This is a genomic window from Geobacillus zalihae NBRC 101842, from assembly GCF_001544135.1.
GTDB classification, from domain to species: domain Bacteria; phylum Bacillota; class Bacilli; order Bacillales; family Anoxybacillaceae; genus Geobacillus; species Geobacillus zalihae.
In genome coordinates this window covers 1-22,786 of sequence record NZ_BCPV01000007.1, presented here as the reverse complement: position 1 = coordinate 22,786, position 22,786 = coordinate 1, and the positions used below count along the sequence as shown (strand labels likewise).

The window sequence follows — 22,786 nt, the reverse complement described above, 5'->3', positions numbered from 1 at the left end:
CAGAGTGAAGCACCTGCGTCTTTTTTTTGTGATCTCGAATCCGTTTTTCGACGTGAGCGTAGGCGGGGGAGCGTTCACCCCCTCAATTGATACCGCTCGAGCTCCGCGAAAAAGTCTTTCACAAACTGGTAAAACACTTTCACCGACGGAGCGAGTTCGTGGTGGTCGGAAATGATAATGCCGACGTTTCGCTTTACTTGCGGCATCTCAATCGGCACTTTGGCGGCGTAGCGAAGGAGGCTTTCCGACAGGGCGCTTTCCGGCAGGAGAGTGACGCCGATGCCAGCGGAGACAAGCCCTTTAATGGCATCGAGATCTTCGCCTTCCGATGAAATGTTGGGCGAAAATCCGGCTTGGTGGCAAGCGTCAATAACGATTTGATGCAAAATGTATCCTTTTGGAAACGTTACAAATGGATCATGGCGCAGTTCGTTCAATACGATCCGGTCGCGGCGGGCGAGCGGATGGCTGTTCGGCAGGAGGGCGGCAAACGGTTCGGAAAACAAAATTTCTCCTTTAATGCCGATTTCACGAACCGGAATCGGTCCGAGAAAGGCAAGGTCGATCTCCCGTTTTTTCACCGCTTCGATTAAATAATAGTACGACCCTTGGCGGAGATGGAACGAGACGTTTGGGTGTTCCGCTTTAAAGGCGGAGATGACCATCGGCATCATGTGGCTTGCCAGGCTTGTCGGAAACCCGATTTTAATCGTTCCGCGTTCCGGGTCCAAATACTCTTCGATTTGTTGCTTTGCATCCTCGACCGCCTTTAACACCGCTTCGGCGTGCGGCAAAAAATGGCGGCCGATCGGGGTGAGCTTCACGTTTCGCCCTTCCCGTTCAAACAGCTGCACGCCAAGCTCCGCTTCGAGGTTGGCAATTTGCCGGCTGATCGCCGACTGCGCGACATGGAGGGCGTCGGCGGCTTCGGAGACGTGTTCGCGCCGGGCGACTTCCACGAAATATTGCAGTTGCCGCAGCTCCATTTTTCTCCCTCCTTTTGATTGATCGCAAAAAGAGATGGATTTTATCTAAATTATATATTGTTTATATTAATTTTGAAAACTACAATGAATATTACAGACAATTCGGAACGGGAGGGGAAGGCAGCATGAAACACTACGGATTACCGGAAGCACAAGGGCTGTATCGCCCGGAATTTGAACATGATGCATGCGGGATCGGGTTTTATGCGCATTTGAAAGGAAAACCGTCGCACGACATTATCAAAAAGGCACTTCATATGCTTCGCCAGCTTGAACACCGCGGCGGACAAGGGAGCGATCCGGAAACGGGCGATGGCGCGGGCATTATGACGCAAATTCCGCATGAGTATTTTCAAGCGGTGTGCGGCGGGATGAACTTGCCGGAAAAAGGGCGCTACGGGGTCGGGATGTTCTTTTTGCCGGAAGAGGAAGCGAAACGGGCGTACTATGAATCGATGTTCAATGAGATCGTCGCTCAAGAAGGGCAACGGCTGCTCGGATGGCGGACAGTTCCAGTTGATCGTGAAAAGCTTGGCAAACTGGCGCGGCAAAGCCAGCCGTTCATCCGCCAAGTGTTTGTCGCGGCAAGTGATGACGTGGCTGATGAGTTGGCGTTTGAACGGAAGCTGTATGTGATCCGCAAACAATTCGAAAAATGTGTGGAAAACAACGAGTGCTATGTAGCGAGCTTCTCGAGCCGGACGATCGTTTATAAAGGGTTGCTTACGCCGGAACAAATCGATGCGTTTTATTTGGATTTGCAAGATGAACGGTTCCGTTCGGCGTTTGCCCTCGTGCACTCGCGCTTCAGCACGAACACGTTCCCGAGCTGGGAGCGGGCCCATCCGAACCGCTATTTGATCCATAACGGCGAGATCAACACGCTGCGCGGCAACGTCAACTGGATGACGGCGCGCGAGAAGCAATTTGTGTCCGAAGCGTTCGGCGCGGATTTGGAAAAAGTCGTGCCGATTTTGGATACGAACGGCAGCGATTCGTCGATTTTGGACAATGCGTTCGAATTTTTCGTTCTTGCTGGCCGGAAGCCGGCCCATGTCGCGATGATGCTCATTCCGGAACCGTGGTTTTGGGATGAGCAGATGGACGGGGCGAAAAAGGCGTTTTACGAGTACCATAGCTGTCTCATGGAGCCGTGGGATGGACCGACGGCGATTTCGTTCACCGACGGCAAGCAAATCGGCGCCATTTTGGACCGGAACGGCTTGCGTCCGGCCCGCTATTATGTCACCAAAGACGACTACATTATTTTCTCATCCGAAGTCGGCGTCATCGATGTTGACCCGAACAACATTTTATATAAAGAGCGGCTGAGCCCGGGGAAAATGCTGTTGGTTGACCTCGAGCAAGGGCGCATCATCTCTGACCAGGAAATCAAGGAAGAAATGGCTCATGAAAAGCCATATCGCCAATGGATCAACGAGCAAATGATCACGCTTGGCGATCTGGAAATTCCGGAGGACGTCGAAGCGCCGAAGCAGCTTGTCAAGCTGCAAAAAGCGTTCGGCTACACGTTTGAAGATGTGGAAAAAACGATTTTGCCGATGGCGGCGGAAGGGAAAGATCCGACGGGGGCGATGGGCATGGATGCGCCGCTTGCCGTGCTGTCCGAGCGGCCGCAAAGCTTGTTCAACTACTTCAAGCAGCTGTTCGCCCAAGTGACAAATCCGCCGATTGATGCGATCCGCGAATATGTCGTCACCTCGACGATGACGCTGCTTGGCAAAGAAGGGAACATTTTGCATCCGGACGCCAAAGCGGCGCGGCGCATCCGCTTGGAAACTCCGCTATTGACGAACGAAGAGCTGGCAGCGTTAAAAGCCAATCCGTACCCGGAATTTGCGTGCGCGGTGCTGCCGACGCTGTTTACTGATGATTTGAAACAGGCGCTTGATGAGCTGTTTGCCAAAGCGGATGAAGCGATCGAAAACGGGGCGGCGCTTCTTGTGCTGTCCGACCGCGGCGTTGATGACACGCATGTGGCGATTCCGGTGTTGCTGGCGGTAAGCGGGCTTCATCAACACCTTGTCCGCAACGGGACGCGCACAAACGTCAGCCTGCTGGTCGAAAGCGGCGAAGCGCGGGAAGTGCACCATTTTGCGGCGCTCATCGGCTACGGGGCGGACGCCATCAACCCGTACTTGGCGCTCGAGACCATCCGCCAGGCGTCAGAAAACGGCACGATCGCCTTGTCTTACCGTGAAGCGGTGAAAACATATATCAAGGCGGCTGTTGACGGCGTCGTCAAAGTGATGTCGAAAATGGGCATTTCGACGGTGCAAAGCTACCGCGGCGCGCAAATTTTTGAAGCGGTCGGCATCGGCGACGATGTCATTGAGGAATACTTCACCGGCACGGCATCGCAAATCGGCGGCATCGGGCTTGCGGAAATTGCAAAAGAAGCGAAAATGCGCCACGAAGCCGCTTTCGGAGCGCGGCATGAAGACGATGTGCTCGATACGGGCAGCGAGTTGCAATGGCGGCGCAACGGCGAACATCATGCATTCAACCCGAAGACGATCCATTTGCTGCAGTGGGCGTGCCGGAAAAACGACTACAATTTGTATAAACAATATTCCAAACTGGCGAATGAAGAACAGTTGACGTTCTTGCGCAACTTGTTCGACTTCGATCCGGACCGGACACCGGTGCCGATTGACGAAGTCGAACCGGTCGAGTCGATCGTCCGCCGCTTTAAAACCGGGGCGATGTCGTTCGGCTCGATCAGCCAGGAAGCCCATGAGGCGCTGGCGATCGCTATGAACCGGATCGGCGGAAAAAGCAACAGCGGCGAGGGCGGCGAAGACCCGGCCCGCTATGTGAAAGATGAAAACGGCGACTGGCGCCGCAGCGCGATCAAACAAGTGGCGTCCGGACGTTTTGGCGTAAAAAGCCATTATTTGGTCAATGCCGATGAATTGCAAATCAAAATGGCCCAAGGAGCAAAACCGGGTGAAGGCGGGCAGCTTCCGGCCAACAAAGTGTATCCGTGGGTCGGCAAAGTGCGCGGCTCAACGCCAGGGGTGGAGCTTATTTCTCCGCCGCCGCACCATGACATTTACTCGATTGAAGATTTGGCCCAACTCATTTATGATTTGAAAAACGCCAACAAAGATGCGCGCATCAGCGTGAAGCTCGTCGCCAAAGCCGGCGTTGGCACGATCGCCGCTGGCGTGGCGAAAGGGAACGCCGATGTCATTGTCATCAGCGGCTATGACGGGGGCACGGGTGCGTCGCCGAAAACGAGCATCAAGCATGCCGGCTTGCCGTGGGAGCTCGGATTGGCGGAAACGCATCAGACGCTCATGTTGAATGGTTTGCGAGACCGCGTCGTCTTGGAAACGGACGGAAAATTGATGACAGGACGCGATGTTGTCATGGCCGCTTTGTTCGGCGCTGAAGAGTTTGGGTTTGCGACGGCTCCGCTTGTCGTCTTAGGCTGTGTCATGATGCGCGTCTGTCATTTGGATACGTGTCCGGTCGGCGTGGCGACGCAAAATCCGGAGCTGCGCAAGAAATTTACCGGCGAGCCGGATCATGTCGTCAATTTCATGTATTTCGTCGCTCAGGAAGTGCGGGAAATGATGGCGGAACTCGGATTCCGCACGATCGACGAAATGGTCGGCCGCGTCGATATTCTGAAAGTGAGCGAGCGGGCAAAAGCGCACTGGAAAGCGAAACATCTTGACTTGTCCCGCCTCTTGTATCAAGTCGATGGCCCGCGCACAGGCAGCAGAGGGCAAAACCATCGAATGGAAGAGACGCTCGACTATACGGAAATTTTACCGGCGGTGCAGCCAGCGCTTGAGCGGCAGGAGCCGGTCGAACTTCACCTCGCCATCCGCAACGTCCACCGCACGGTCGGGGCGATGACAGGAAGCGAAATCTCGAAGCGCTACGGCGAGGAAGGGCTGCCGGATGATACGATCCGCCTCCATTTCACCGGATCGGCCGGGCAAAGCTTTGCGGCGTTTGTGCCGAAAGGGATGACGCTTGAGCTCGTCGGCGACGCGAATGATTACGTCGGCAAAGGGCTTTCCGGCGGCAAAGTGATCGTCCGTCCGCCGCATGAGGCGCCGTTTGCCGCGGCTGACAACGTCATCATTGGCAACGTGGCGTTTTACGGGGCTACAAGCGGCGAAGCGTACATTCGCGGCCGCGCTGGGGAGCGGTTCTGCGTCCGCAACAGCGGCGTCCATGCTGTTGTCGAAGGCGTCGGCGACCACGGCTGTGAATATATGACCGGCGGCCGCGTTGTCATCCTCGGTTCGGTTGGCAAAAACTTCGCCGCCGGCATGTCCGGTGGGATCGCTTACGTTCTTGCCGATGAAGACAGCTGGCAGCAAACCGCCAACCTTGAGCTCGTCTCATTTGAGCGGCTCGAAGACGAGGAAGAAATTCGCGACGTGCGCCGGATGATCGAAAACCATTACCGCTATACAGGAAGCCCGCGGGCGGCGTTAGTGCTCGAAGAGTGGGATGCGTATGTCCGCCGCTTCGTCAAAGTTATTCCGCGCAATTACAAACTGATGATTGAGACGATCGAAACGCTCGAACAGTCCGGGCTTTCGCACGAAGAAGCTGTCATGGCGGCGTTTGAAACGGTGGCAAAACAGAAAAAAGCGGCTGTCGGCGGCGTCCATCAGCTGCAAGCGGTGGCGAAGTAACGCTGTGGCTTGCGATTGGCCGCGAAGTGACGACGCCGCTTCGGCTCCGCGGCTTCGCGGGGCCCGCTTTTTGATCGGCCAACAGGCGGGAAGGCCGCATGAGAGAAGAGAGGATACGTACGGAAAGAAGGAGGGGAACCATCGTGGGAAAAGCAACAGGATTTATGGAATATGCACGCGAGGAAGAGAAAAAGCGCGATCCGCTTTCCCGTCTCGATGATTGGAAAGAATACACGCAGCCGTTTTCCGAAGACGTGCTGGCCCGCCAAGGCGCCCGCTGTATGGACTGTGGCACGCCGTTTTGTCATATGGGATTGGAGCTAAACGGCCTTACCTCGGGGTGTCCGGTGCACAACTTGATCCCGGAATGGAACGATTTGGTGTACCGAGGTCGTTGGAAAGAAGCGCTTGACCGACTTTTAAAGACCAACAACTTCCCAGAATTTACTGGTCGCGTCTGTCCGGCGCCGTGCGAAGGATCGTGCACGGTGGCCATTTCCGACCCAGCGGTTGCGATTAAAGGAATCGAACGGGCCATTATTGATAAAGGGTTTGCCGAGGGATGGGTGAAACCGCGCATCCCGAAGACGCGCACGGGGAAAAAGGTGGCCATCGTCGGCTCCGGTCCGGCCGGGTTGGCCTGCGCTGACCAACTCAACCAAGCCGGCCATTCGGTGACGGTGTATGAGCGCGCTGACCGCATCGGCGGATTGTTGATGTACGGCATTCCGAATATGAAGTTGGAAAAAGAAGTGGTCGAGCGGCGGGTGCGTCTGCTCGAAGAGGAAGGCATCACGTTTATTACGAACACCGAAGTCGGCAAAGATATTACGGCTGACGAACTGCGTGCTCAGTACGACGCCGTCGTCTTGTGCATCGGTGCGCAAAAGCAGCGCGATTTGGCCATTGAAGGCCGGGAGCTTGAGGGTGTCCATTTTGCGATGGATTATTTGACCGGCGTGACGAAAAGTTTATTGGATTCGAATTTTGCCGACGGCCAGTTTATCGATGCCAAAGACAAACATGTCATTGTGATCGGCGGCGGCGACACGGGGGCCGACTGCGTGGCGACCGCGCTGCGCCAAGGCTGCAAAAGCGTCGTCCAGTTCGGCAAACACCCTGCCTTGCCGGACAAGCGCCCGGACGATAATCCGTGGCCGCAATATCCGCTCGTCTTTACGCTTGACTACGCGTATGAAGAAGCAAAAGCGAAATTCGGCGCCGACCCGCGTCAATATTGCATTCAAACAAAGAAAATCGTTGGCGACGAGCACGGCCGCGTGAAAGAGCTGCATACGATTCAAATGGAAAAAATCATCGATGAAAACGGCAAAGCGATCTTTAAAGAAATTCCGGGGACGGAACAAGTATGGCCGTGCGATTTGGTGTTTATCGCCATCGGGTTTGAAGGGCCAGAGCAGCCGTTGTTGAAGCAGTTTGGCGTTGAAACGGCCAACAACAAAGTGAAAGCCCCATACGGCAAATATACAACAAACATCGAGGGCGTGTTTGCCGCCGGCGACGCCCGCCGCGGCCAAAGCTTGATCGTCTGGGCCATCCATGAAGGCCGAGGGGCGGCTCGTGAAGTCGATCGGTTCCTGATGGGAGAGACAAAGTTGCCGTGGTGATGGATCCCTCCTTAAAAAGCACCGCTTTTTAAGGAGGATTTTTTGTTTTTCTGGAAAAGAAGATATAAGGAGGAGAGTGATGCTCAGCATGAATCGACGATTATGGATCGCTGCGGCTATGAGTCTTGGCCTTTTTTTGCTTGTTTGGACAGGCGTGGCCGCTGGATGGACGGAGAGAATGGATGAAGAGGGGCTGCGTCTGTTTGATTATTGGAATTGGCTTGACCCGTTTACGTTTCTTGGCAATGGAAAGACGATTGGCACCATCAGCATTATGCTTGTCATTGGTTTATGGTTTTTTCGCCGCGACGTCTACGGAATGGCGTTGGTTGTAATCGCGGTCGGCGGGGGATATGGCATCAATGAGTGGCTAAAACATATCATTGGACGGCCTCGACCTCCTCATGCTGAAATCGGGGGATTTAGTTTTCCGAGCGGTCACGCGATGATCGGGACGATTTACTTGTTGCTTTTGGCGTACTTTTTGGCGCAAACACGCCCGAAGCGCGGCGAACGGGCCGCGATTTACGGCGTTTTTGGAGCGCTTGCCCTGTTGACTGGCTTAAGCAGGTTAAGTCTGCAAGTGCATTATCCATCTGATGTGCTTGGTGGGTTTTTGCTCGGGGTTGCCTATGTATCAGCCTGCCTGGCTCTTTACCGTAGGTTCACTCGCTGAAGCGGATTTTAGAACATGGACAAAAAACGATTTTTGTTTTGATTTCGCGCGGTGAAAAGCAAATTTTGCGGCTTTGTGTTGAGCTTTGCCGTTGTCGAAATTAGGGAGAAAATCTCTTTTTCTATACTATCGCGTTGACCGAGACAATGATACAATGGGGAAAAGGAGGTGAAACGATGGAGCAAGCCGAACTCGTGCAAATGATGGCCGAACTGCTTGACCAAAAGCTCAATCCCATCCACGTGCGGCTCGATCGGATCGAAGGAAATGTCCGAGCGCTTCAAGAAGGACAGGCGCGCCTCGAAGGCGAGGTGCAGGCGCTCAAAGAAGGGCAGACACGCCTCGAAGGCGAGGTGCAGGCGCTCAAAGAAGGGCAGGCGCGCCTCGAAGGCGAGGTGCGGGCGCTCAAAGAAGGGCAAGCACGCCTCGAAGGAGAAGTGCAGGTGCTCAAGGAAGGACAGGCGCGCTTGGAAGGCGAGGTGCAAGCGCTCAAGGAAGGACAGGCGCGGCTGGAAGATGAAGTGCAGTTGTTACAGAAGGGACAAGCCCGCTTGGAACAGCGGCTTCACCGGGTGGAAGAGGATGTGCGCACATTAAAAGCGGACATGGACATGGTCAAAGGCGACGTGCAAACGTTGAAAGCGGACATGGACGCGGTCAAAGGTGACGTGCAAACGTTGAAAGCGGACATGGACGCGGTCAAAGGCGACGTGCAAACGTTGAAAGCGGACATGGACGCGGTCAAAGGCGACGTGCAAACGTTGAAAGCGGACATGGACATGATCAAGGGCGACGTGCAAACGCTCAAAGAAGGGCAACAACGGCTTGAAGCGAAAGTTGAACGGGTCGAAGAAAAAGTTGACAACCTCACAACAGAAATGCGGAGCCATTTTCGCCACATCGAGAACATGCTTCATAAGCATCAGGCCGCTCTTGATATGGCTTCGCGCGAGTTCTCTTCTAAACAGGCATCCATCGATTATTTGATGAAAAAAGTCGCAGAGCATGATATGGAAATTTTCCACTTAAAAAATTATCTCCAACCATAATGTTCTTCACCGCAACAAAGAAAAAAAGTCTAAAAGGCCGGTGGTAACTAGGAAAATGCGATGGAATAAGGCGTGTTTTCACTGGTCTTCTAGACAGCTTTTTCAGCATATGTTATAGAAAAGATCAAGTCACAAGGGGGAAGCGATATGGCGGCCCGTATCGTAAAAACGGGGTATGCGTTGGCGTTTTTGTGCATCATTGCCGGCATTGTGTATTTTTTTGCCGCCAACTGGCCGGAGATGGGGCGAGAGGTGAAAGTCGGGATCAGCATCGGCGTGATGGCGGCATTTTACATCGCAAGCGCGGCGCTTTGGGGCCGCCATCGTTTCTTAGGGCGCTGGATGCTGATCGGCGGGGTGTTGTCATTTGGCATTGCGTTGGCGTTGCTTGGACAAATTTACAATTCGCATGCTGACAGTTATTGGCTGTTTCTTGCCTGGCTTGCGCCGACTGCTGTGCTGGCGTCACTGACAAAAGAACAGGTGCTGTCTGTGATCGCGATTGGGTTGCTGCAGCTTGCGTGCTGGTTTTATTATTTTCCGTCCGCTTATCGGATTGAGTGGACGGAATGGTCTTCGTTTGGCGTGCTATCGTTATTCGTGATCGTAAACGGTGTTCTTTTTATTTTCGTTCGGACACCGCTCATGGCTTGCTTGGCTTACATGGCCATGCAAGGTTGGCTGCTTGTGATTGATGTAACCGGTTTTTCCTATGGGCGCGACGCATGGTGGCCATACGTGTATACCGTGTTGCTCGCCGTGTTGCTTTATTATTTTCTTGTCATCGCCAAGCAGCGGCCGTACGTGTTGTTGACGAGTTTGTTTGCTGGACTGTTTTTGTTCATTCAATACATTCGCCTGCTCGCTGATCATTTTGAAACGTGGTTGCTTCTTATTGGGCTTATGGCAGCCGCTGCAGTGCTATACGGCGGCGTTGTGCTATTGCGGCGGGCTGGGCTGTTTTCAGCGGAGACGAAAGCTGGAAGGCGGTTTTTGGCGGTGTTTCAAGCGATTGTCACGCTCGCGGCTTCGGCGTTGGCCATACAAAGCCTGCTTGGCTTGTATTTCCTTTGGACAGAGTCATGGTCTCCTTACGTGCTCTTTTTCATTTCCATCTTTGGGTTTGTCGTTCCTGCCTCATTTGGTCGGCGTTGGAATCCGGTCGTTCGTTATACACTGCTGGCTGTTGGCTATGGGCTCGGGGTGGCGATGGCGTGGGAGGTCTCGCGGTCGGCTCTGTTCCTCTATGCCATTGGGCTCGCGATTGGCGTCATCGGATCATCAGACAGCGGAGTGCGCCGGTTGACGACGGTGGCGCTGACGGTCTATTTCGGGATCGCCTTAAGTTCGGTGATGGATGACGGCCGGAAGGTGTTGCTCACCTTGGCTTTGGTCAGCGGCGGGTTGTATGCGTATGGCCGCTTTCGCGGAACGCCGTTTCTCACTCCGCTTGTCTTGGCGTTCGGCGCGCTTGGGATCGCGACAAGCGTTGATGTGTTTGCGGCTGATGGACTGTACGTGACGTTGAATATCGCCATGATTTTGGCGCTTGCCTTCTTTCTTTTCCGCGGTCGGCAACTGGAGCGGAAGACCGCTTGGGTGTACACAGCGCTTTATCTCGTGCTGAAATATTATGAACTCGCATGGAATTTGCTTCATAAATCGGTCAGTTTGCTGGCGGCGGGAGCGGTGTTGCTCGCATGGGCGGTATGGCTTGAGAAACGAAATGGCTTCACATGGGGGCGGGGCGTGCGCTGGGGGCGGCGCGTTTCGTTGTTGACGCTCATAGTCGTGATCGCTCAATTTTCATTTTTAGGCTATACCGTGTGGCAAAAAGAGCGATTGCTGCGATATGGTGACGTCGTAAAGCTGGAGCTTGAGCCGATCGATCCACGTTCCATGCTGCAAGGGGATTATATTCAGCTTCGGTACGATATTTCCACCATTCCGTCGCTTGACGGAAGCGGACGGGTGCAAGTCGGGCTGCGAAAAGGAGAGGACGGGGTGCACCGTTTGGCTGGCGTATATATGGTCAATGGGGAAAAAAGGCCGGGATACACGCCGCAACCGGGGGACGTGATCATCACCGGTACGTTTCACGGCCCGCAAGTCGTGTATGGCATTGAATCGTATTTCATTCCGGAAAAAACGGGGATGAAACGGCAAGAGAATGTTCGGTTTGCCTATGTGCGCGTGAGCGAAAACGGTGATGCGCTGCTCGAAGCGATCCGTGCTGAATAAGGATGGCGGGGGAAGCAGGAAAAACTACTCCCCCGCGTAACGATCCAGCACGCGGTCAACAGCGTTGCCGTATGTTTCGCCAAATAAATTGAGATGAACGAGCAAGTAAAACAGCTGGTAGAGTGGTTTTCGGTCATGATAATCAGCCGAGAGCGGCATAAGCTCGCGATAGCTGTCGTAAAATCGGGATGGGAAGCCGCCAAACAGCTCGGTAAACGCGATCTCAAACTCATGATGGCCATATAAAACAGACGGATCGGTCAAATACGGCACTCCGTCTGGCCCTGGAATCCAGTTGCCGCTCCATAAATCGCCATGCAAAAGCGACGGAAAACAGTCATCTGGGAGCCATTGGTCAAGCCGCTCGAGCAGCCATTCGAGACGTTTGCGCCGCTTGGCGGGCAGGAGGCCTCTTGCCGCCGCTCGCGTCATTTGTGGTCTAAGGCGGGCGTCGCGGTAATAGTCGGGCCAGCGGCCGTACCAGCCGTTGCGCTGCGGCAGCATGCCGATATAGGTATCGCGGTCAAGGCCAAACGCCGGTCCGCGGCATTGATGGAGGCGGGCAAGGCCGCGGCCGAGCTGTTCGGCCGTCTGTTCCGTTTCTGCTCCTTCGATCCACTCCAAGACGAGCCAGCCCCAATCGTCCGCTTCCCCGAAGCCGAAGGTATGCGGAACGTTGATGGCGCGTGCTTGCCTGATCAGCTCGAGGCCCATCTGTTCGGCAGCGAAAAATCCACTCGGCGGGAAACGTTGCATTTTGATAAAGTACGTTTGTTTGCCGCTTTGGACGCGATAGACGTCATTGATGTCGCCGCCCGAGACGCGGCGCCAATGGCGGATGGGGGAGTGGTCGCCGATCGATTCGAGCGCCATTTGCAACATGATTTCTTTAGTCATGGATTCACCTCCGCCAATTGCTCATTGAGCTCGTTCAGCACTTCGCCGATTTTCCGGCCGTGAATGACAGCGTCGGCGAGATCGTCCAAGTCAGTTGGCTCCCAATTGATGATGACAAGCTTCGCACCGTTTCGTTTGGCGACAAGCGGCAGTTGATTGGCCGGCGACACTTGCAGGGAGGAGCCGAGCACGAGGAATAGATCAGCCTGTTGGGCAACCTTCCATGCTTCCGTGATGGCTTTCTCCGGCAACGGCTCGCCAAACAACACGACCGACGGGCGCAAAACTCCGCCGCATTCGCACGTCAACACACCGTGCAAATAGACAAAGCTGGGTTTTGACTCCCCGCACCGCTGACAATGGACGGTGCGGAGCGAGCCGTGAAGTTCGATGACGCGTCGGCTTCCTGCTTCTTGGTGAAAGCCATCGACATTTTGCGTCACAATCGTCTGCACGATCCCGCGCCGCTCCCAATCGGCCAACAAGCGGTGTCCGTCATGCGGTTGGCACTGTTGCAATGTGCGAATGCGATATTGGTAAAACTCGACGAACGATTCACGGCGATGGTACAGCGCATCGATGGTAGCGAGTTCGCTCGGGTTAAAACGCGCCCACAGCCCGGTGCGCGGCGAGCGGAAATCGGGCAGCCCGCTTTCGGTTGACATGCCGGCGCCGGTCAGCACAACGGTGCGGCGCGAGGCGGCCAGCCATGAGGTGATGGTCATTCCGTTTCCCTCCTTACTGTCGCAACCATAGCGACTCTCGTTTCTGCTGCTTCATCCCTTTCCACCAATCATTTTACTTTTCCTTTTCACTCGTTTCCAGTATGATAGAAATGAAAGAAAAAAATGGACAAGGAGGCGGGAATCCATGAGCAAAAAAGTGCTGATCATCGCGGGTGATGCTGTTGAGGCGCTTGAAGTATACTATCCGTATTACCGTTTGCTTGAAGAAGGTTATGAAGCGACGATTGCCGCGCCGAAGAAAAAGAAACTGCACACGGTCGTTCATGATTTTGCCGATTGGGATACGTATGTAGAAAAACAAGGCTATTTGATCGACGCTCATGCGTCGTTCCCCGAGGTTGACCCGGCGCAATACGACGGATTGGTCATTCCGGGCGGGCGCGCTCCGGAATACATTCGCCTTGATGAGAACGTGCAACGAATCGTTCGCCATTTCTTTGAAGCGAATAAGCCGATTGCCGCAATTTGCCACGCCTCGCTCATTTTTGAAACGATGCCGGATTTGTTGAAAGGACGGAGCTTGACAGCGTATATTGCCTGCAAACCCGGTGTCGAAGCGCTCGGAGCAACGTATGTGTCTGACAATACGGTCCATGTTGACGGCAACCTTGTCTCCGCTCATGCGTGGCCGGATTTGCCGGCGTTTATGCGTGAATTTCTCCGCTTGCTTCAATAAGTGGAAGAGAATGGCCTCCCTTTGGGTGAAAGGAAGGGAGGCCGTTGTTTTGTTGTGTTCCCGACCGTTTGCCGTTCAGACCAACCGTGTGGGGCGGCAGGACAGATGGTTGCTTGGCGACCTCCATTTTGTTCCGTGCTTTGATTGCCCAATAGATGCCGAATGGGATGGCCGCACCGGTGGCGAATTCGAAAATGGACCGCATAGCCCCAAGCCTAAACGCAATGCGGCGGTAAGCAAGAAGCGGCCGCGGAAAAGAGGTTGATGGAGGATAAGGGTTGTCTTTTTCCCATTCATGAGATAACATTTGTACCATAGAGTGTCTTACCATGAAATAGAGAAAAGGAAGGCGGTTATCTATGGCATTACCAGGCGGGGCAGCCATGAACATTACGATTCGTCTCCAGTTCGAAAAAGATATCGTCTCGTTCAGCGATATCGCCGCCGCGATTGGCAAAGCGGGCGGGGACATTGTCGGGATTGACGTCATTTCATCAAGCAAAGTCCATACGGTGCGCGACATCACCGTCAGCGCGCTCGACACGAAGCAGTGCGATTTGATCATTGAGGCGCTGAAAAAAATTCAAGGCGTCAAAATCATCAACGTTTCCGACCGCACGTTTTTGATGCACATCGGGGGGAAAATTGAAACAAATTCAAAAATCCCAGTGAAAACGCGTGATGACTTGTCGCGGGTGTACACGCCGGGCGTGGCGCGCGTCTGCACGGCCATCGCTGAGGATCCGCGCAAGGCGTATTCGCTGACGATTAAACGGAATACGGTCGCCGTCGTCTCGGATGGCACGGCGGTGCTCGGGCTTGGCGACATCGGCCCGTATGCGGCGATGCCGGTCATGGAAGGGAAAGCGATGCTGTTTAAGGAATTTGCCGGAGTGGACGCGTTCCCGATTTGTTTGGATACGAAAGACACGGAAGAAATCATTCAAATTGTGAAAGCGATCGCCCCGGCGTTTGGCGGCATTAATCTCGAAGACATTTCCGCTCCGCGCTGCTTTGAGATTGAAAAGCGGTTGAAGGAAGAGCTTGACATCCCGGTGTTCCATGACGACCAACACGGCACGGCGGTCGTGCTCTTGGCCGGGTTGCTTAATGCGTTGAAAATCGTCGACAAAAAGCTCGAGGACATTAAAGTGGTTCTCACCGGCATTGGCGCCGCTGGCATCGCCTGCACGAAAATTTTGCTTGCGGCCGGCGTGCGCAACATTATCGGGGTCGACCGCCATGGCGCCATCCATCGCGATGAAACGTATGAAAATCCGTATTGGCAAGAATATGCGCAAATCACGAACCCGGATAATCTGAAAGGAAGCTTGTCCGATGTCATCGCCGGCGCAGATGTGTTTATTGGCGTCTCAGCTCCCGGCATTTTAAAAGTGGAAGATGTGAAAAAAATGGCGCGCGATCCGATCGTGTTTGCGATGGCCAACCCGATTCCGGAAATTGATCCGGAGCTGGCCGAACCGTACGTGCGCGTCATGGCGACCGGGCGTTCCGACTATCCGAACCAAATCAACAACGTCCTTTGCTTCCCGGGCATTTTCCGCGGGGCGCTCGACTGCCGGGCGAGAGAAATTAACGAGGAAATGAAGCTCGCTGCCGCGAAGGCGATTGCCTCTGTCGTGACGGAGGATGAATTGAACGAAACATACATCATCCCGAGCGTCTTCAACAGCAAAGTCGTTGAACGCGTCAGACAAGCGGTCATCGAAGCCGCTTACCGCACTGGGGTGGCGCGGAAGGACAATATCCCGGTTGGCGGATATACAGGGCAGTAAAGCAAGGAATGCGATGGAACCGACGGACGGCTTCCTTATATAGGGGAAGCCGTTTTTTTGGCTGCAGGAGCGGGTCTAACCGTGGCTGCGGCGGGCTAAATCTAGTTTAGGGATAGGAAACCAAGCGCTTAAGGGGCGAATGGCCGATGATCGATCAATATTTCCAAAAAATCAATGAACGTCTGGAACTCGTTTTAAGCCATGAAAAGGACAATCTAAAAAAGGCCGCCCATATGGTAAGCGAAGCGATTCAAAACGGCGGAATCGTTCAGTTATTCGGATGCGGCCATTCTCATATTTTAGCAGAGGAAGTGTTTTACCGGGCGGGAGGGCTTGTTCCGGTGAAACCGATCTTTGTCGAGCCGCTGATGCTTCACGAAGGGGCGGTGCGGTCGTCCATGTTGGAGAGAATGAATGATTTCGCACAACATTTTATCAATCATGAGGATATCCGTCCTGAAGATGTGTTTTTTGTGTTGTCCACATCGGGGCGCAATCCGGTTCCGATTGATGTGGCGTTGGCGGCAAAAGAGAAAGGAGCGTATACGATCGCGATTACATCTTTGGAATATTCGAAGAGTCAACCGTCGCGGCATAAGAGCGGTCGGTTATTGTATGAAGTGGTGGACTTGGTGATTGACAATCATTGTGTGAGAGGAGACGCGATTTTAGCTCATCCGAATGTTTCCGTCATTTGCCCCTACTTCGACCGTGATCGGCAGCGCGATTTTAAACGCCGTTTTCGCCGAGGCGATTGTCCTCATGGTGGAAAATGGATTTGAGCCGCCCGTCTTTTTAAGCGGCAACATTGAGGGGGCGGATGAACATAACCGCCGATGGGTGGAGAAGTATAAAGCGCGCATTCCGGTGTTGGTTGAGGGGCATCAACTATCGCAATAGAAGAGGCGCTCTATAGCCAATCGCCATCCGTTCTTGTTAAAATAGTAGCAAACGATGAGACGGTGGGGGATGGAGATCGATGCGCTTTGACGAACGGGTGTGGCTGTATGCCGATAAGCTCCTCTTTTACAATTCAACGCCAACGATAACGACAACGACGGCGGCGTTCCAATGGAACAAGCCGTTTTCGGGCGTTTTTCGCACGAATCTCAACGAGGAGCTGCTTGACTCGCTCGCGGCGGACGAATGCGGAACGTTTGTGGTCGAGGTGAAGCCGAACGAAGTGCAAACCGTGCTTGTCGTTGATAAAGAATAAAATGGTCATCAAAGCTGGGGCTTGCAACCCCGGCTTTTTCTGTTTGACACAACAGGAGAAACATGATCATCTGTTTTGTAACACAGCTGTAACAATTGTTAAATGAAATGGTTCAAAAAAGAGGCTGTCAACTCCCTTTTTCCTAGAAAAATGTGGGCGGCTAGAATAATAGAGGGGAAAAAGGAACGGCAATTAGTGAAAGGATGCCGCTTCCAATCGTTGCGGCCGCCGTGATGGGAAGCGAACTGGCAATGAAAACTAGCGCTTTGTTTTTCAGGTGTTGCCAGCCTGCGTGTTTTTCCATTTTAGCCCAAAAATATTACAAAAAACCCGTGTTATAATGAGGGCGAAGGCAAGGGAACAACGAAACCGTTCCTCTTCAAATCTCATCGTGTAGGCATGACTGACGGACGCAAGATCTCTGAAACTTTCAAATAGAGGATACAAGGAGGAATTCCGATGAAGAAAAAAACGTTAGCAACCATCGCCGCTTCGGTCGCGCTCGCCGGCGCTTCGTTCGCGGCAACGAAAACGGAAGCAGCTGGGACGACGTGTCCGACAGCGAATGCGTATCAAGTAAAATATGTCAGCACAAACGTTCAAGATTTTGAGAAATGGCTGCAACAATACTTCCCGTTCGTGTCGTTCCAACCGGTAAAACCGGCAACCCAACAACCGGCGGCAAAACAGCCAACGACAAAACCGCAGGCGCCGGCAACGGTCAAACAGCCAGCGACGAAACCGGCTGCGAATACGCAAGCATCGGCAAAAACGCCAGCGACGGCCCCAACAGCAGCGCCGCAAAAAGCAACTGGCTTAAACGCCTATGAGCAACAAGTCGTTGAACTGACGAATAAAGAGCGGGCAAAATACGGCTTGCCGCCGCTTCAAGTTGACTTGGCCCTCAGCAAAGTCGCCCGCGAAAAATCGCGCGATATGGCGGTGAACCACTACTTCTCGCACAACAGCCCGACGTACGGTTCTCCATTTGAGATGATGAAAAAATTCGGCATCTCGTACACGGCTGCCGGGGAAAACATTGCCAAAGGCCAACGCACCCCGCAAGAAGTGGTCAATGCGTGGATGAACAGTGAAGGCCATCGGGCAAACATTTTGAACAAAAACTTTACGCATATCGGCGTTGGTTTTGAAGAAAATGGATATATTTGGACACAGCAATTCATCCGCAAGTAAGAGACAAACGAAATGCAAGTCGAGGGTGTCCCAACAGGATCGGGACACCTTTTTTATATAGTCATGAAACAATATGTTGTGTTTCGTTTAAGGAAAAACACCCTTTTGGGTCAGCCCTTTTTTATTTGAAAAATATTTCTCCGATCCCCTATAAAAATATGATATAATTTCCAAAGAAATTCGAAAGACGAAAGATTAGGGGGACAGCGGATGCGAATACGCGATTGGGACCGCAACCTAAAAGTGCGCCTGTTTGGCGAGGCGCTCATGAATACGACCTTTTGGATGTTTTTTCCGTTTATATCGATTTATTTTGCCGATGCCTTTGGCAAAGAGACAGCGGGGTTGTTGTTGATTGTTTCGCAGTTGTTCTCGGTCATCACCAATTTAATGGGCGGCTATTGTGCTGATGTATTCGGACGCAAGCGGATGATGGTGTTATCCGCCTACGGACAGGGGGCGGCGTTTTTCGTTTTCGCCTTGGCCAGCTCCCCGTGGTGGTCGTCGCCGTTTGTTGGATTTCTTAGTTTTACAGAAAATGCCGTCTGAAAGCCCACGGTTTGAATCGTGGGATGAAAGACGGCGTTGCTCGGTAATCTCTTCATGGGATTGCTTAGAGCAACCATTTTTTATCTTTAATTGTTTGAGTATGACCATTAAACTGATACAATTAATAATATGGAACAAAAATATCGAAGAACGAAAACAACTGTATCTTTAATTAACTACCATTTTGTTTTTTGCCCGCGTTATCGAAGAAAAGTGTTAGTGAACAAAGTGGAAGAGCGATTCAGGCAGTTAGTAGAAGAAATTTGCCAAGAGAATGATTGGATTATTCTTGCTTTCTTGCTATGGAAGTGATGCCTGATCATTGTCATTTGTTCTTGAATGGCCTCCCTTCTGATTCTCCATCAGATATGATGACAAAAGTGAAAGGAGTGACTTCCCGACGATGAAGGGAAGAATTTCAACACTTGTCTCATCTGCCAAGTCTTTGGACACGCTCTTTCTTCGTGAGTACAGCAGGGAATGGATCAAGTGAAATCATCAAACGCTATGTGGAATCTCAAAAGAAAAGGGGGTGAATCCATGCCGACGATCACGCTAAGGCTGGAACTGCACAACCCAACGAAAGTCAAACAGGAAATGTATGAACGGATGACAGAAGTGAACACAGAGTTTGCGAATTGGCTGTTGGATCATCCAGAACTGAATCAAGCGACGAGTAAAATTTTTAAAGCGTTTTCGTCACAACGATTTCCTTCCGCCGTCGTGAATCAAACGATTCGAGAAGTGAAGTCCCAAAAGAAAAACCAGAAAACAAAGAGGTTTCGAACATTATGGTGTTGCTTTAACAATCAAAACGTGAAGGTGGAAAAGAAAGGAGAGTTCTACACCGTTTCATTCCCAACATTAGAGAAGCGAGTCGGTGTGCCGGTGGTCACGCGTCCCTATCAAGAAGCATGGCTGAATCGATTGTTGAACGGAACCGCCAAACAAGGGGCGGCCAAGCTCTACAAAAAGAGAAAGAAATGGTGCTTGGCGATCGCGATCACCTTTGAAGTCAAGCCGCGACACGAAACAAAGGTGATGGGGGTTGACCTTGGACTTCGCTATCTCGCTGTTGCCAGCGTGGGAACGAAATCGTGGTTTTTCAAAGGGAACCAATGCGCCTTTGTACGCCGACGATATGCGGCTTTGCGAAGGAGATTAGGAAAAGCCAAGAAGCTCCATATGATTCGCAAAATCGGCCGTAAAGAGTCCCGCTGGATGAAGGATCAAAATCACAAAATCAGCCGTCAAATCGTGAATTTTGCGCTCGCCAACGGTGTTGGCGTGATTCGAATGGAAGAGTTGACGGGCATTCGGAAACGGGCAACATCGGCCAAAGAAGCAGGACGAAGCCTTCATGCTTGGGCGTTTCATCAACTGCAAACGATGATTGCCTATAAGGCGGAAATGGCAGGCATTCGGGTCGAGTGGGTGAAGCCGACCTACACGAGCCAAACGTGTAAATGTGGACATCGGGAAAAGGGAAATCGCAATGGCATCCACTTTCAGTGTAAAAAATGCGGATACACCCTCCACGCCGACTTAAATGGCGCCATCAACATCGCCAAAGCAATTTCGGGCTTCGCCGCCTAACCTAGCGCACTGGTCACAGGTGCGCCGCCCATCGGGGTACATTCTAACCCGATGGGACGGGGTGATGACACACCCCTGATCTTGGGCGTGGTCCGAACCAGAAATGGATGAGGACGCGAATGACCCAAGAATCCCACGGCTTTAGCCGTGCGGAGTGTCAAACAGCTTGACTTGCTGATCCCGGTATATACAAAAGAAACGGTCGAAGCCGAAACATTGGCAGGATGGACGATTGACGGCGCGAGCGCCTTTAGTTGGCTCATTGCCGAAAACGGTCTGTTGGTCGCACTATGCACGGTGGCTGTGACGCGTTGGATGTCTCGCTACTCGGAGCGGCAGGCGTTTGTCGGTTCATCCGTCTTATACGGCATCTCGATGTGGCTGTTTAGTCAAACGTCTTCGCTGCTCGGATTGATCGCGGTCATGGCGCTGTTTACGCTGGCTGAGTTGATGACAGCTGGCTTGCAGCAGTCGTTCATTTCCCGCTTGGCTCCGGAGGCGATGCGCGGCCAATATTTTGCCGCCGCCAGTCTCCGTTTTACGATTGGGCGGATGTTGGCGCCGCTGTCGCTCGCCGCGGCGGAATGGATCGGCTATGCATGGACGTTTGTTGTCCTTGGGATGCTGGCGCTAGGAAGCGCGGCCTTATACGCCTGGATGTTTCAACAAGTCGGGCGGCGAATGGAGCAACCGAACGCTTCGTTTTCGCGATAATGGGCGGTGCAAACGGCTATCCGTTTTTCGCTCAGGCGGGTATAATAAAAAGCGCACCGTTGTTCGTGTAACATATATTCCCTGTCTCTGACATAAAGTGGAACTAGGCAGCGAGAAGGAGAGGGGAAGCGCTCATGAAACCGCGCGTGTTCGAACCGGATGCCATTGAGGGGGAAACGGGAAGCCGCGGCGGTCAGAACGGCGCCGCGGCGTTGGCGCGCAGCGAAAAGAGGCAGCAGGCGCGCGTTTTGTCTCGGGAAAAGAGGAGAAAAAAGCAATACCGTCTCATCGGCTGGCTGCTTGTCGCCATCGTCGTTCTGTGGGGGGCGAGCACGCTTCTTTGGAGCGGGTATGGGGCGTTGAAGACGGCCGCGAGCCGAGAAATGGCCATTATGCGTTTAAAAGATGCGATCGAAGACCGCGATGTGGCCGCTTTGCAGGCGATGCTGCGGGTGACGGAGGAAAGCGTGCCGATCAACGAGAAAACGTTGGCGCCGTTGTTCGCGTATGTGGAACGGCACCCAGAAGCGTATAAACAGCTAGATCGGGAGTTTGCCCGCCAGCGCAAGAGCGGCCACGTGTATATTAAAGGATTGACATCTTACCCGCCGGTGTTTACGATTCATGTGTTTGAGGACCGGTATGTGTTTGAGCCAGCCCTCTATTTTCTCCATGTGCGCGTCGATGATCCGGAGGCGTTGCTTGTCGTCAATGGGGTGAAAACGGAAGAGGAGGCGACGAAAGACCCATTTGTCAAAAAAATCGGCCCGTATTTGCCGGGCGCGTACGCTGTAACCGTCGTCCATTCGAATGGGAAAAAGAAAACCGTCCGCGTCGAGCTGTTTGGCGGCGCCCGCGTCCATGAAGTCGATATCACGAAATGAACGAATAAGCAAATACCGCTTCCACGACGGCGGTAATGACAACATCTTGCGTCTGCACAGGCGGCGCTGATGAGGAAACGCTGAGAACAGCCGGACCGTATGGCGACGGCCGGATCGATGACTGTTCTTTCAGTTCAATCGGCGTGTCATAAAGAGGCAAGCTGAGAGCGCGGGCGATGGCCAGCGCTTTTTCTTTGGCGTTTTTCACGGCCAACGCCAATGCCTGCTGGTAATGGGCTTGTTCGTTTGCTAGACGGAATTCCAAGCCGCGGGCGAGGTTTGCTCCATGGGCAACGGCCGCCTCGTAAATGGCGCCGGCTTTTTTAGGGTCGCGGACGGTGATTTCAAGCCAATGTTCGACTCTATAGCTGGATAATACGTCGGCTCCATTGTGATGTTCGTATTGGGGATAGATGGAAAACGCCGTCGTCTCCAAATCTTCTGTTTGCACGCCAAGCGCTTTGAGTGCTCCAATGACTGCGTCGGTGCGTTTCGCGTTGTCAGCAAGCGCTTCTTGAATATGGACGTGTTCGGTGCGCACCCCGATCGCAATGAGGACGGTGTCTGGCTTGGCGCTGACTGTCCCTTGGCCGGTGACGGTCAGTGCGGCGCGGGAGGCGGTTGGCGGTGTGGGGCGGTGCCAAGGCTGCATCGTGTTCCCTCCTTCTGCTGTTAGGCAGTTTTTTTGTCATCATCCGCCGCCTGCCAATAGTAGACGCGCGGCAGTCCGGCATAGCACCAATATTCTTTCAACAGCGAGATCGCGACAAAGGAGACAAGCTGCCAATTGATCGCTTTCATCCCGATTCCCCTTTCGATGGCCCTGTTACTATAGCCTATTCGAAGCGGCCATTGTCCTATGCGCGCCGTCCAGTTGGCGATGAAACTTCTTTGGGCGCTTGTACGTATCATGGAATGGACATGCTATAATGAAAGAAAAGATTAAAGAAGGAGAGGGACCATGAAGCAGCTGCTTCGTACGATATGGCGTTGGTTTGTCTCATGGAACGCAGGGGTCATCGTCGCGGTGATCGTATTCATCGCTGCTGATTTTCGCTTTTGGCCTTCGATTTTATCCGGAATGGGGGCGATGTGGGGGGTGTCCGCCATCATGAAAAGGCGGCATCATCGCCTGCCGGCTGATGTGTCCGCTGAGGAGCTTGTCTACGTTCGCAGCCAGCTTGGCGAAGCGCGCGCGTTATGGAAGCGGCTGCGTCGCGCTCGCTATCGGCTTCGTTCTGTGGTGATGTGGC

The 22,786-nt window shown here is 53.2% G+C and carries 18 protein-coding genes and 4 pseudogenes; 16 read left to right on the top strand and 6 right to left on the bottom strand.

The window, feature by feature from the left end:
• Nucleotides 1-74 precede the first annotated feature (74 nt).
• On the bottom strand, nt 75-986 hold the full coding sequence (gene gltC, locus GZ1_RS04240; RefSeq protein WP_020755536.1) for a glutamate biosynthesis transcriptional regulator GltC: 912 nt from the start codon (nt 984-986) through the stop codon (nt 75-77).
• Nucleotides 987-1,111: 125 nt separating this feature from the next.
• Between gltC and gltB the strand changes: the two genes are divergently transcribed.
• The 5 genes from gltB to GZ1_RS04215 all read left to right on the top strand — a co-directional run bounded on the left by gltB (nt 1,112) and on the right by GZ1_RS04215 (nt 11,265).
• On the top strand, nt 1,112-5,671 hold the full coding sequence (gltB, locus tag GZ1_RS04235; protein WP_060787956.1) for a glutamate synthase large subunit: 4,560 nt from the start codon (nt 1,112-1,114) through the stop codon (nt 5,669-5,671).
• 143 nt (nt 5,672-5,814) lie between these two features.
• Nucleotides 5,815-7,299, top strand: coding sequence for a glutamate synthase subunit beta (locus tag GZ1_RS04230; RefSeq protein WP_060787955.1), 1,485 nt, complete (start codon nt 5,815-5,817; stop codon nt 7,297-7,299).
• Nucleotides 7,300-7,378: 79 nt separating this feature from the next.
• Nucleotides 7,379-7,975 (top strand): phosphatase PAP2 family protein, encoded by a 597-nt coding sequence (locus GZ1_RS04225; protein WP_060787954.1) that lies wholly within the window; start codon nt 7,379-7,381, stop codon nt 7,973-7,975.
• 176 nt (nt 7,976-8,151) lie between these two features.
• A complete protein-coding gene (locus GZ1_RS04220; RefSeq protein ID WP_060787953.1) occupies nt 8,152-9,024 on the top strand; it encodes a coiled-coil domain-containing protein in 873 nt (290 codons plus the stop codon).
• 147 nt (nt 9,025-9,171) lie between these two features.
• Complete coding sequence (locus tag GZ1_RS04215) at nt 9,172-11,265, top strand: GDYXXLXY domain-containing protein (RefSeq protein WP_060787952.1); 2,094 nt, start codon at nt 9,172-9,174, stop codon at nt 11,263-11,265.
• A 24-nt stretch (nt 11,266-11,289) separates the two neighbouring features.
• On the opposite strand, the gene GZ1_RS04210 is transcribed toward GZ1_RS04215, so the two are convergent.
• Entirely contained in the window at nt 11,290-12,162 is an 873-nt protein-coding gene (locus GZ1_RS04210) for a fructosamine kinase family protein (protein WP_020755542.1), read from the bottom strand.
• The gene (locus GZ1_RS04205) at nt 12,159-12,887 is read right to left on the bottom strand and encodes an NAD-dependent deacylase (protein WP_060787951.1); all 729 of its coding nucleotides are present in this window, start codon (nt 12,885-12,887) and stop codon (nt 12,159-12,161) included. Before GZ1_RS04205 ends, GZ1_RS04210 begins: the two co-directional genes overlap by 4 nt.
• Nucleotides 12,888-13,032: 145 nt before the next feature.
• On the opposite strand from GZ1_RS04205, the gene GZ1_RS04200 reads away from it, so the two are divergent.
• Nucleotides 13,033-13,584: a DJ-1/PfpI family protein gene (locus GZ1_RS04200; RefSeq protein ID WP_015374626.1), complete on the top strand. Its 552-nt coding sequence runs from the start codon at nt 13,033-13,035 to the stop codon at nt 13,582-13,584.
• Here the strand turns inward: GZ1_RS04200 and GZ1_RS19190 are convergent.
• Nucleotides 13,553-13,975 carry a hypothetical protein gene (locus GZ1_RS19190; RefSeq protein ID WP_164834591.1) on the bottom strand — a complete coding sequence of 141 codons (423 nt, stop codon included), beginning with the start codon at nt 13,973-13,975 and terminating at the stop codon, nt 13,553-13,555. The two genes, GZ1_RS04200 and GZ1_RS19190, sit on opposite strands and share 32 nt — an antisense overlap.
• On the opposite strand from GZ1_RS19190, the gene GZ1_RS04195 reads away from it, so the two are divergent.
• From GZ1_RS04195 to GZ1_RS04160, 9 genes and pseudogenes are all read left to right on the top strand, one after another.
• Nucleotides 13,944-15,380 (top strand): NAD-dependent malic enzyme, encoded by a 1,437-nt coding sequence (locus GZ1_RS04195; RefSeq protein WP_060787950.1) that lies wholly within the window; start codon nt 13,944-13,946, stop codon nt 15,378-15,380. The two genes, GZ1_RS19190 and GZ1_RS04195, sit on opposite strands and share 32 nt — an antisense overlap.
• A 146-nt stretch (nt 15,381-15,526) precedes the next feature.
• Nucleotides 15,527-16,280, top strand: a pseudogene (locus GZ1_RS04190) (SIS domain-containing protein).
• Nucleotides 16,281-16,359: 79 nt separating this feature from the next.
• Nucleotides 16,360-16,596 carry a hypothetical protein gene (locus GZ1_RS04185; RefSeq protein WP_060787949.1) on the top strand — a complete coding sequence of 79 codons (237 nt, stop codon included), beginning with the start codon at nt 16,360-16,362 and terminating at the stop codon, nt 16,594-16,596.
• Nucleotides 16,597-17,055: 459 nt separating this feature from the next.
• Nucleotides 17,056-17,790, top strand: a complete 735-nt coding sequence (locus GZ1_RS04180) for a CAP domain-containing protein (protein WP_015374629.1) — start codon at nt 17,056-17,058, stop codon at nt 17,788-17,790.
• 210 nt (nt 17,791-18,000) lie between these two features.
• Nucleotides 18,001-18,324: pseudogene (locus tag GZ1_RS04175) on the top strand (MFS transporter); the annotation flags it as partial.
• 144 nt (nt 18,325-18,468) lie between these two features.
• Nucleotides 18,469-18,875, top strand: a pseudogene (gene tnpA / locus GZ1_RS18030) (IS200/IS605 family transposase).
• Between the two features lie 4 nt (nt 18,876-18,879).
• Nucleotides 18,880-19,935: an RNA-guided endonuclease TnpB family protein gene (locus tag GZ1_RS04170; protein WP_033005928.1), complete on the top strand. Its 1,056-nt coding sequence runs from the start codon at nt 18,880-18,882 to the stop codon at nt 19,933-19,935.
• A gap of 159 nt (nt 19,936-20,094) precedes the next feature.
• Nucleotides 20,095-20,649 (top strand): annotated as a pseudogene (locus tag GZ1_RS04165) (MFS transporter); the annotation flags it as partial.
• A gap of 134 nt (nt 20,650-20,783) precedes the next feature.
• Nucleotides 20,784-21,533: a zinc ribbon domain-containing protein gene (locus GZ1_RS04160; RefSeq protein ID WP_020755553.1), complete on the top strand. Its 750-nt coding sequence runs from the start codon at nt 20,784-20,786 to the stop codon at nt 21,531-21,533.
• On the opposite strand, the gene GZ1_RS04155 is transcribed toward GZ1_RS04160, so the two are convergent.
• Together GZ1_RS04155 and GZ1_RS19530 are read right to left on the bottom strand one after the other, a co-directional pair.
• Nucleotides 21,523-22,185, bottom strand: a complete 663-nt coding sequence (locus tag GZ1_RS04155; RefSeq protein ID WP_015374632.1) for an SIMPL domain-containing protein — start codon at nt 22,183-22,185, stop codon at nt 21,523-21,525. The two genes, GZ1_RS04160 and GZ1_RS04155, sit on opposite strands and share 11 nt — an antisense overlap.
• 20 nt (nt 22,186-22,205) lie before the next feature.
• Nucleotides 22,206-22,334, bottom strand: a complete 129-nt coding sequence (locus tag GZ1_RS19530) for a hypothetical protein (protein ID WP_013145587.1) — start codon at nt 22,332-22,334, stop codon at nt 22,206-22,208.
• 160 nt (nt 22,335-22,494) lie between these two features.
• Between GZ1_RS19530 and GZ1_RS04150 the strand changes: the two genes are divergently transcribed.
• The coding region (locus GZ1_RS04150) for a 5-bromo-4-chloroindolyl phosphate hydrolysis family protein (protein ID WP_174520668.1) at nt 22,495-22,786 on the top strand (292 nt) is incomplete at its 3' end.

What these genes read in the sequence shown, in the direction of transcription:
- gltB (WP_060787956.1), top strand. Translation starts at nt 1,112, where the DNA reads ATGAAACACTACGGATTACCGGAAGCACAAGGGCTGTATCGCCCGGAA.
- GZ1_RS04180 (WP_015374629.1), top strand. Translation starts at nt 17,056, where the DNA reads ATGAAGAAAAAAACGTTAGCAACCATCGCCGCTTCGGTCGCGCTCGCC.
- GZ1_RS04195 (WP_060787950.1), top strand. Translation starts at nt 13,944, where the DNA reads ATGGCATTACCAGGCGGGGCAGCCATGAACATTACGATTCGTCTCCAG.
- GZ1_RS19190 (WP_164834591.1), bottom strand. Translation starts at nt 13,975, where the DNA reads ATGTTCATGGCTGCCCCGCCTGGTAATGCCATAGATAACCGCCTTCCT.
- GZ1_RS04155 (WP_015374632.1), bottom strand. Translation starts at nt 22,185, where the DNA reads ATGCAGCCTTGGCACCGCCCCACACCGCCAACCGCCTCCCGCGCCGCA.
- GZ1_RS04160 (WP_020755553.1), top strand. Translation starts at nt 20,784, where the DNA reads ATGAAACCGCGCGTGTTCGAACCGGATGCCATTGAGGGGGAAACGGGA.
- GZ1_RS04225 (WP_060787954.1), top strand. Translation starts at nt 7,379, where the DNA reads ATGCTCAGCATGAATCGACGATTATGGATCGCTGCGGCTATGAGTCTT.
- GZ1_RS04170 (WP_033005928.1), top strand. Translation starts at nt 18,880, where the DNA reads ATGCCGACGATCACGCTAAGGCTGGAACTGCACAACCCAACGAAAGTC.
- gltC (WP_020755536.1), bottom strand. Translation starts at nt 986, where the DNA reads ATGGAGCTGCGGCAACTGCAATATTTCGTGGAAGTCGCCCGGCGCGAA.
- GZ1_RS04185 (WP_060787949.1), top strand. Translation starts at nt 16,360, where the DNA reads ATGCGCTTTGACGAACGGGTGTGGCTGTATGCCGATAAGCTCCTCTTT.
- GZ1_RS19530 (WP_013145587.1), bottom strand. Translation starts at nt 22,334, where the DNA reads ATGAAAGCGATCAATTGGCAGCTTGTCTCCTTTGTCGCGATCTCGCTG.
- GZ1_RS04210 (WP_020755542.1), bottom strand. Translation starts at nt 12,162, where the DNA reads ATGACTAAAGAAATCATGTTGCAAATGGCGCTCGAATCGATCGGCGAC.
- GZ1_RS04200 (WP_015374626.1), top strand. Translation starts at nt 13,033, where the DNA reads ATGAGCAAAAAAGTGCTGATCATCGCGGGTGATGCTGTTGAGGCGCTT.
- GZ1_RS04205 (WP_060787951.1), bottom strand. Translation starts at nt 12,887, where the DNA reads ATGACCATCACCTCATGGCTGGCCGCCTCGCGCCGCACCGTTGTGCTG.
- GZ1_RS04220 (WP_060787953.1), top strand. Translation starts at nt 8,152, where the DNA reads ATGGAGCAAGCCGAACTCGTGCAAATGATGGCCGAACTGCTTGACCAA.
- GZ1_RS04215 (WP_060787952.1), top strand. Translation starts at nt 9,172, where the DNA reads ATGGCGGCCCGTATCGTAAAAACGGGGTATGCGTTGGCGTTTTTGTGC.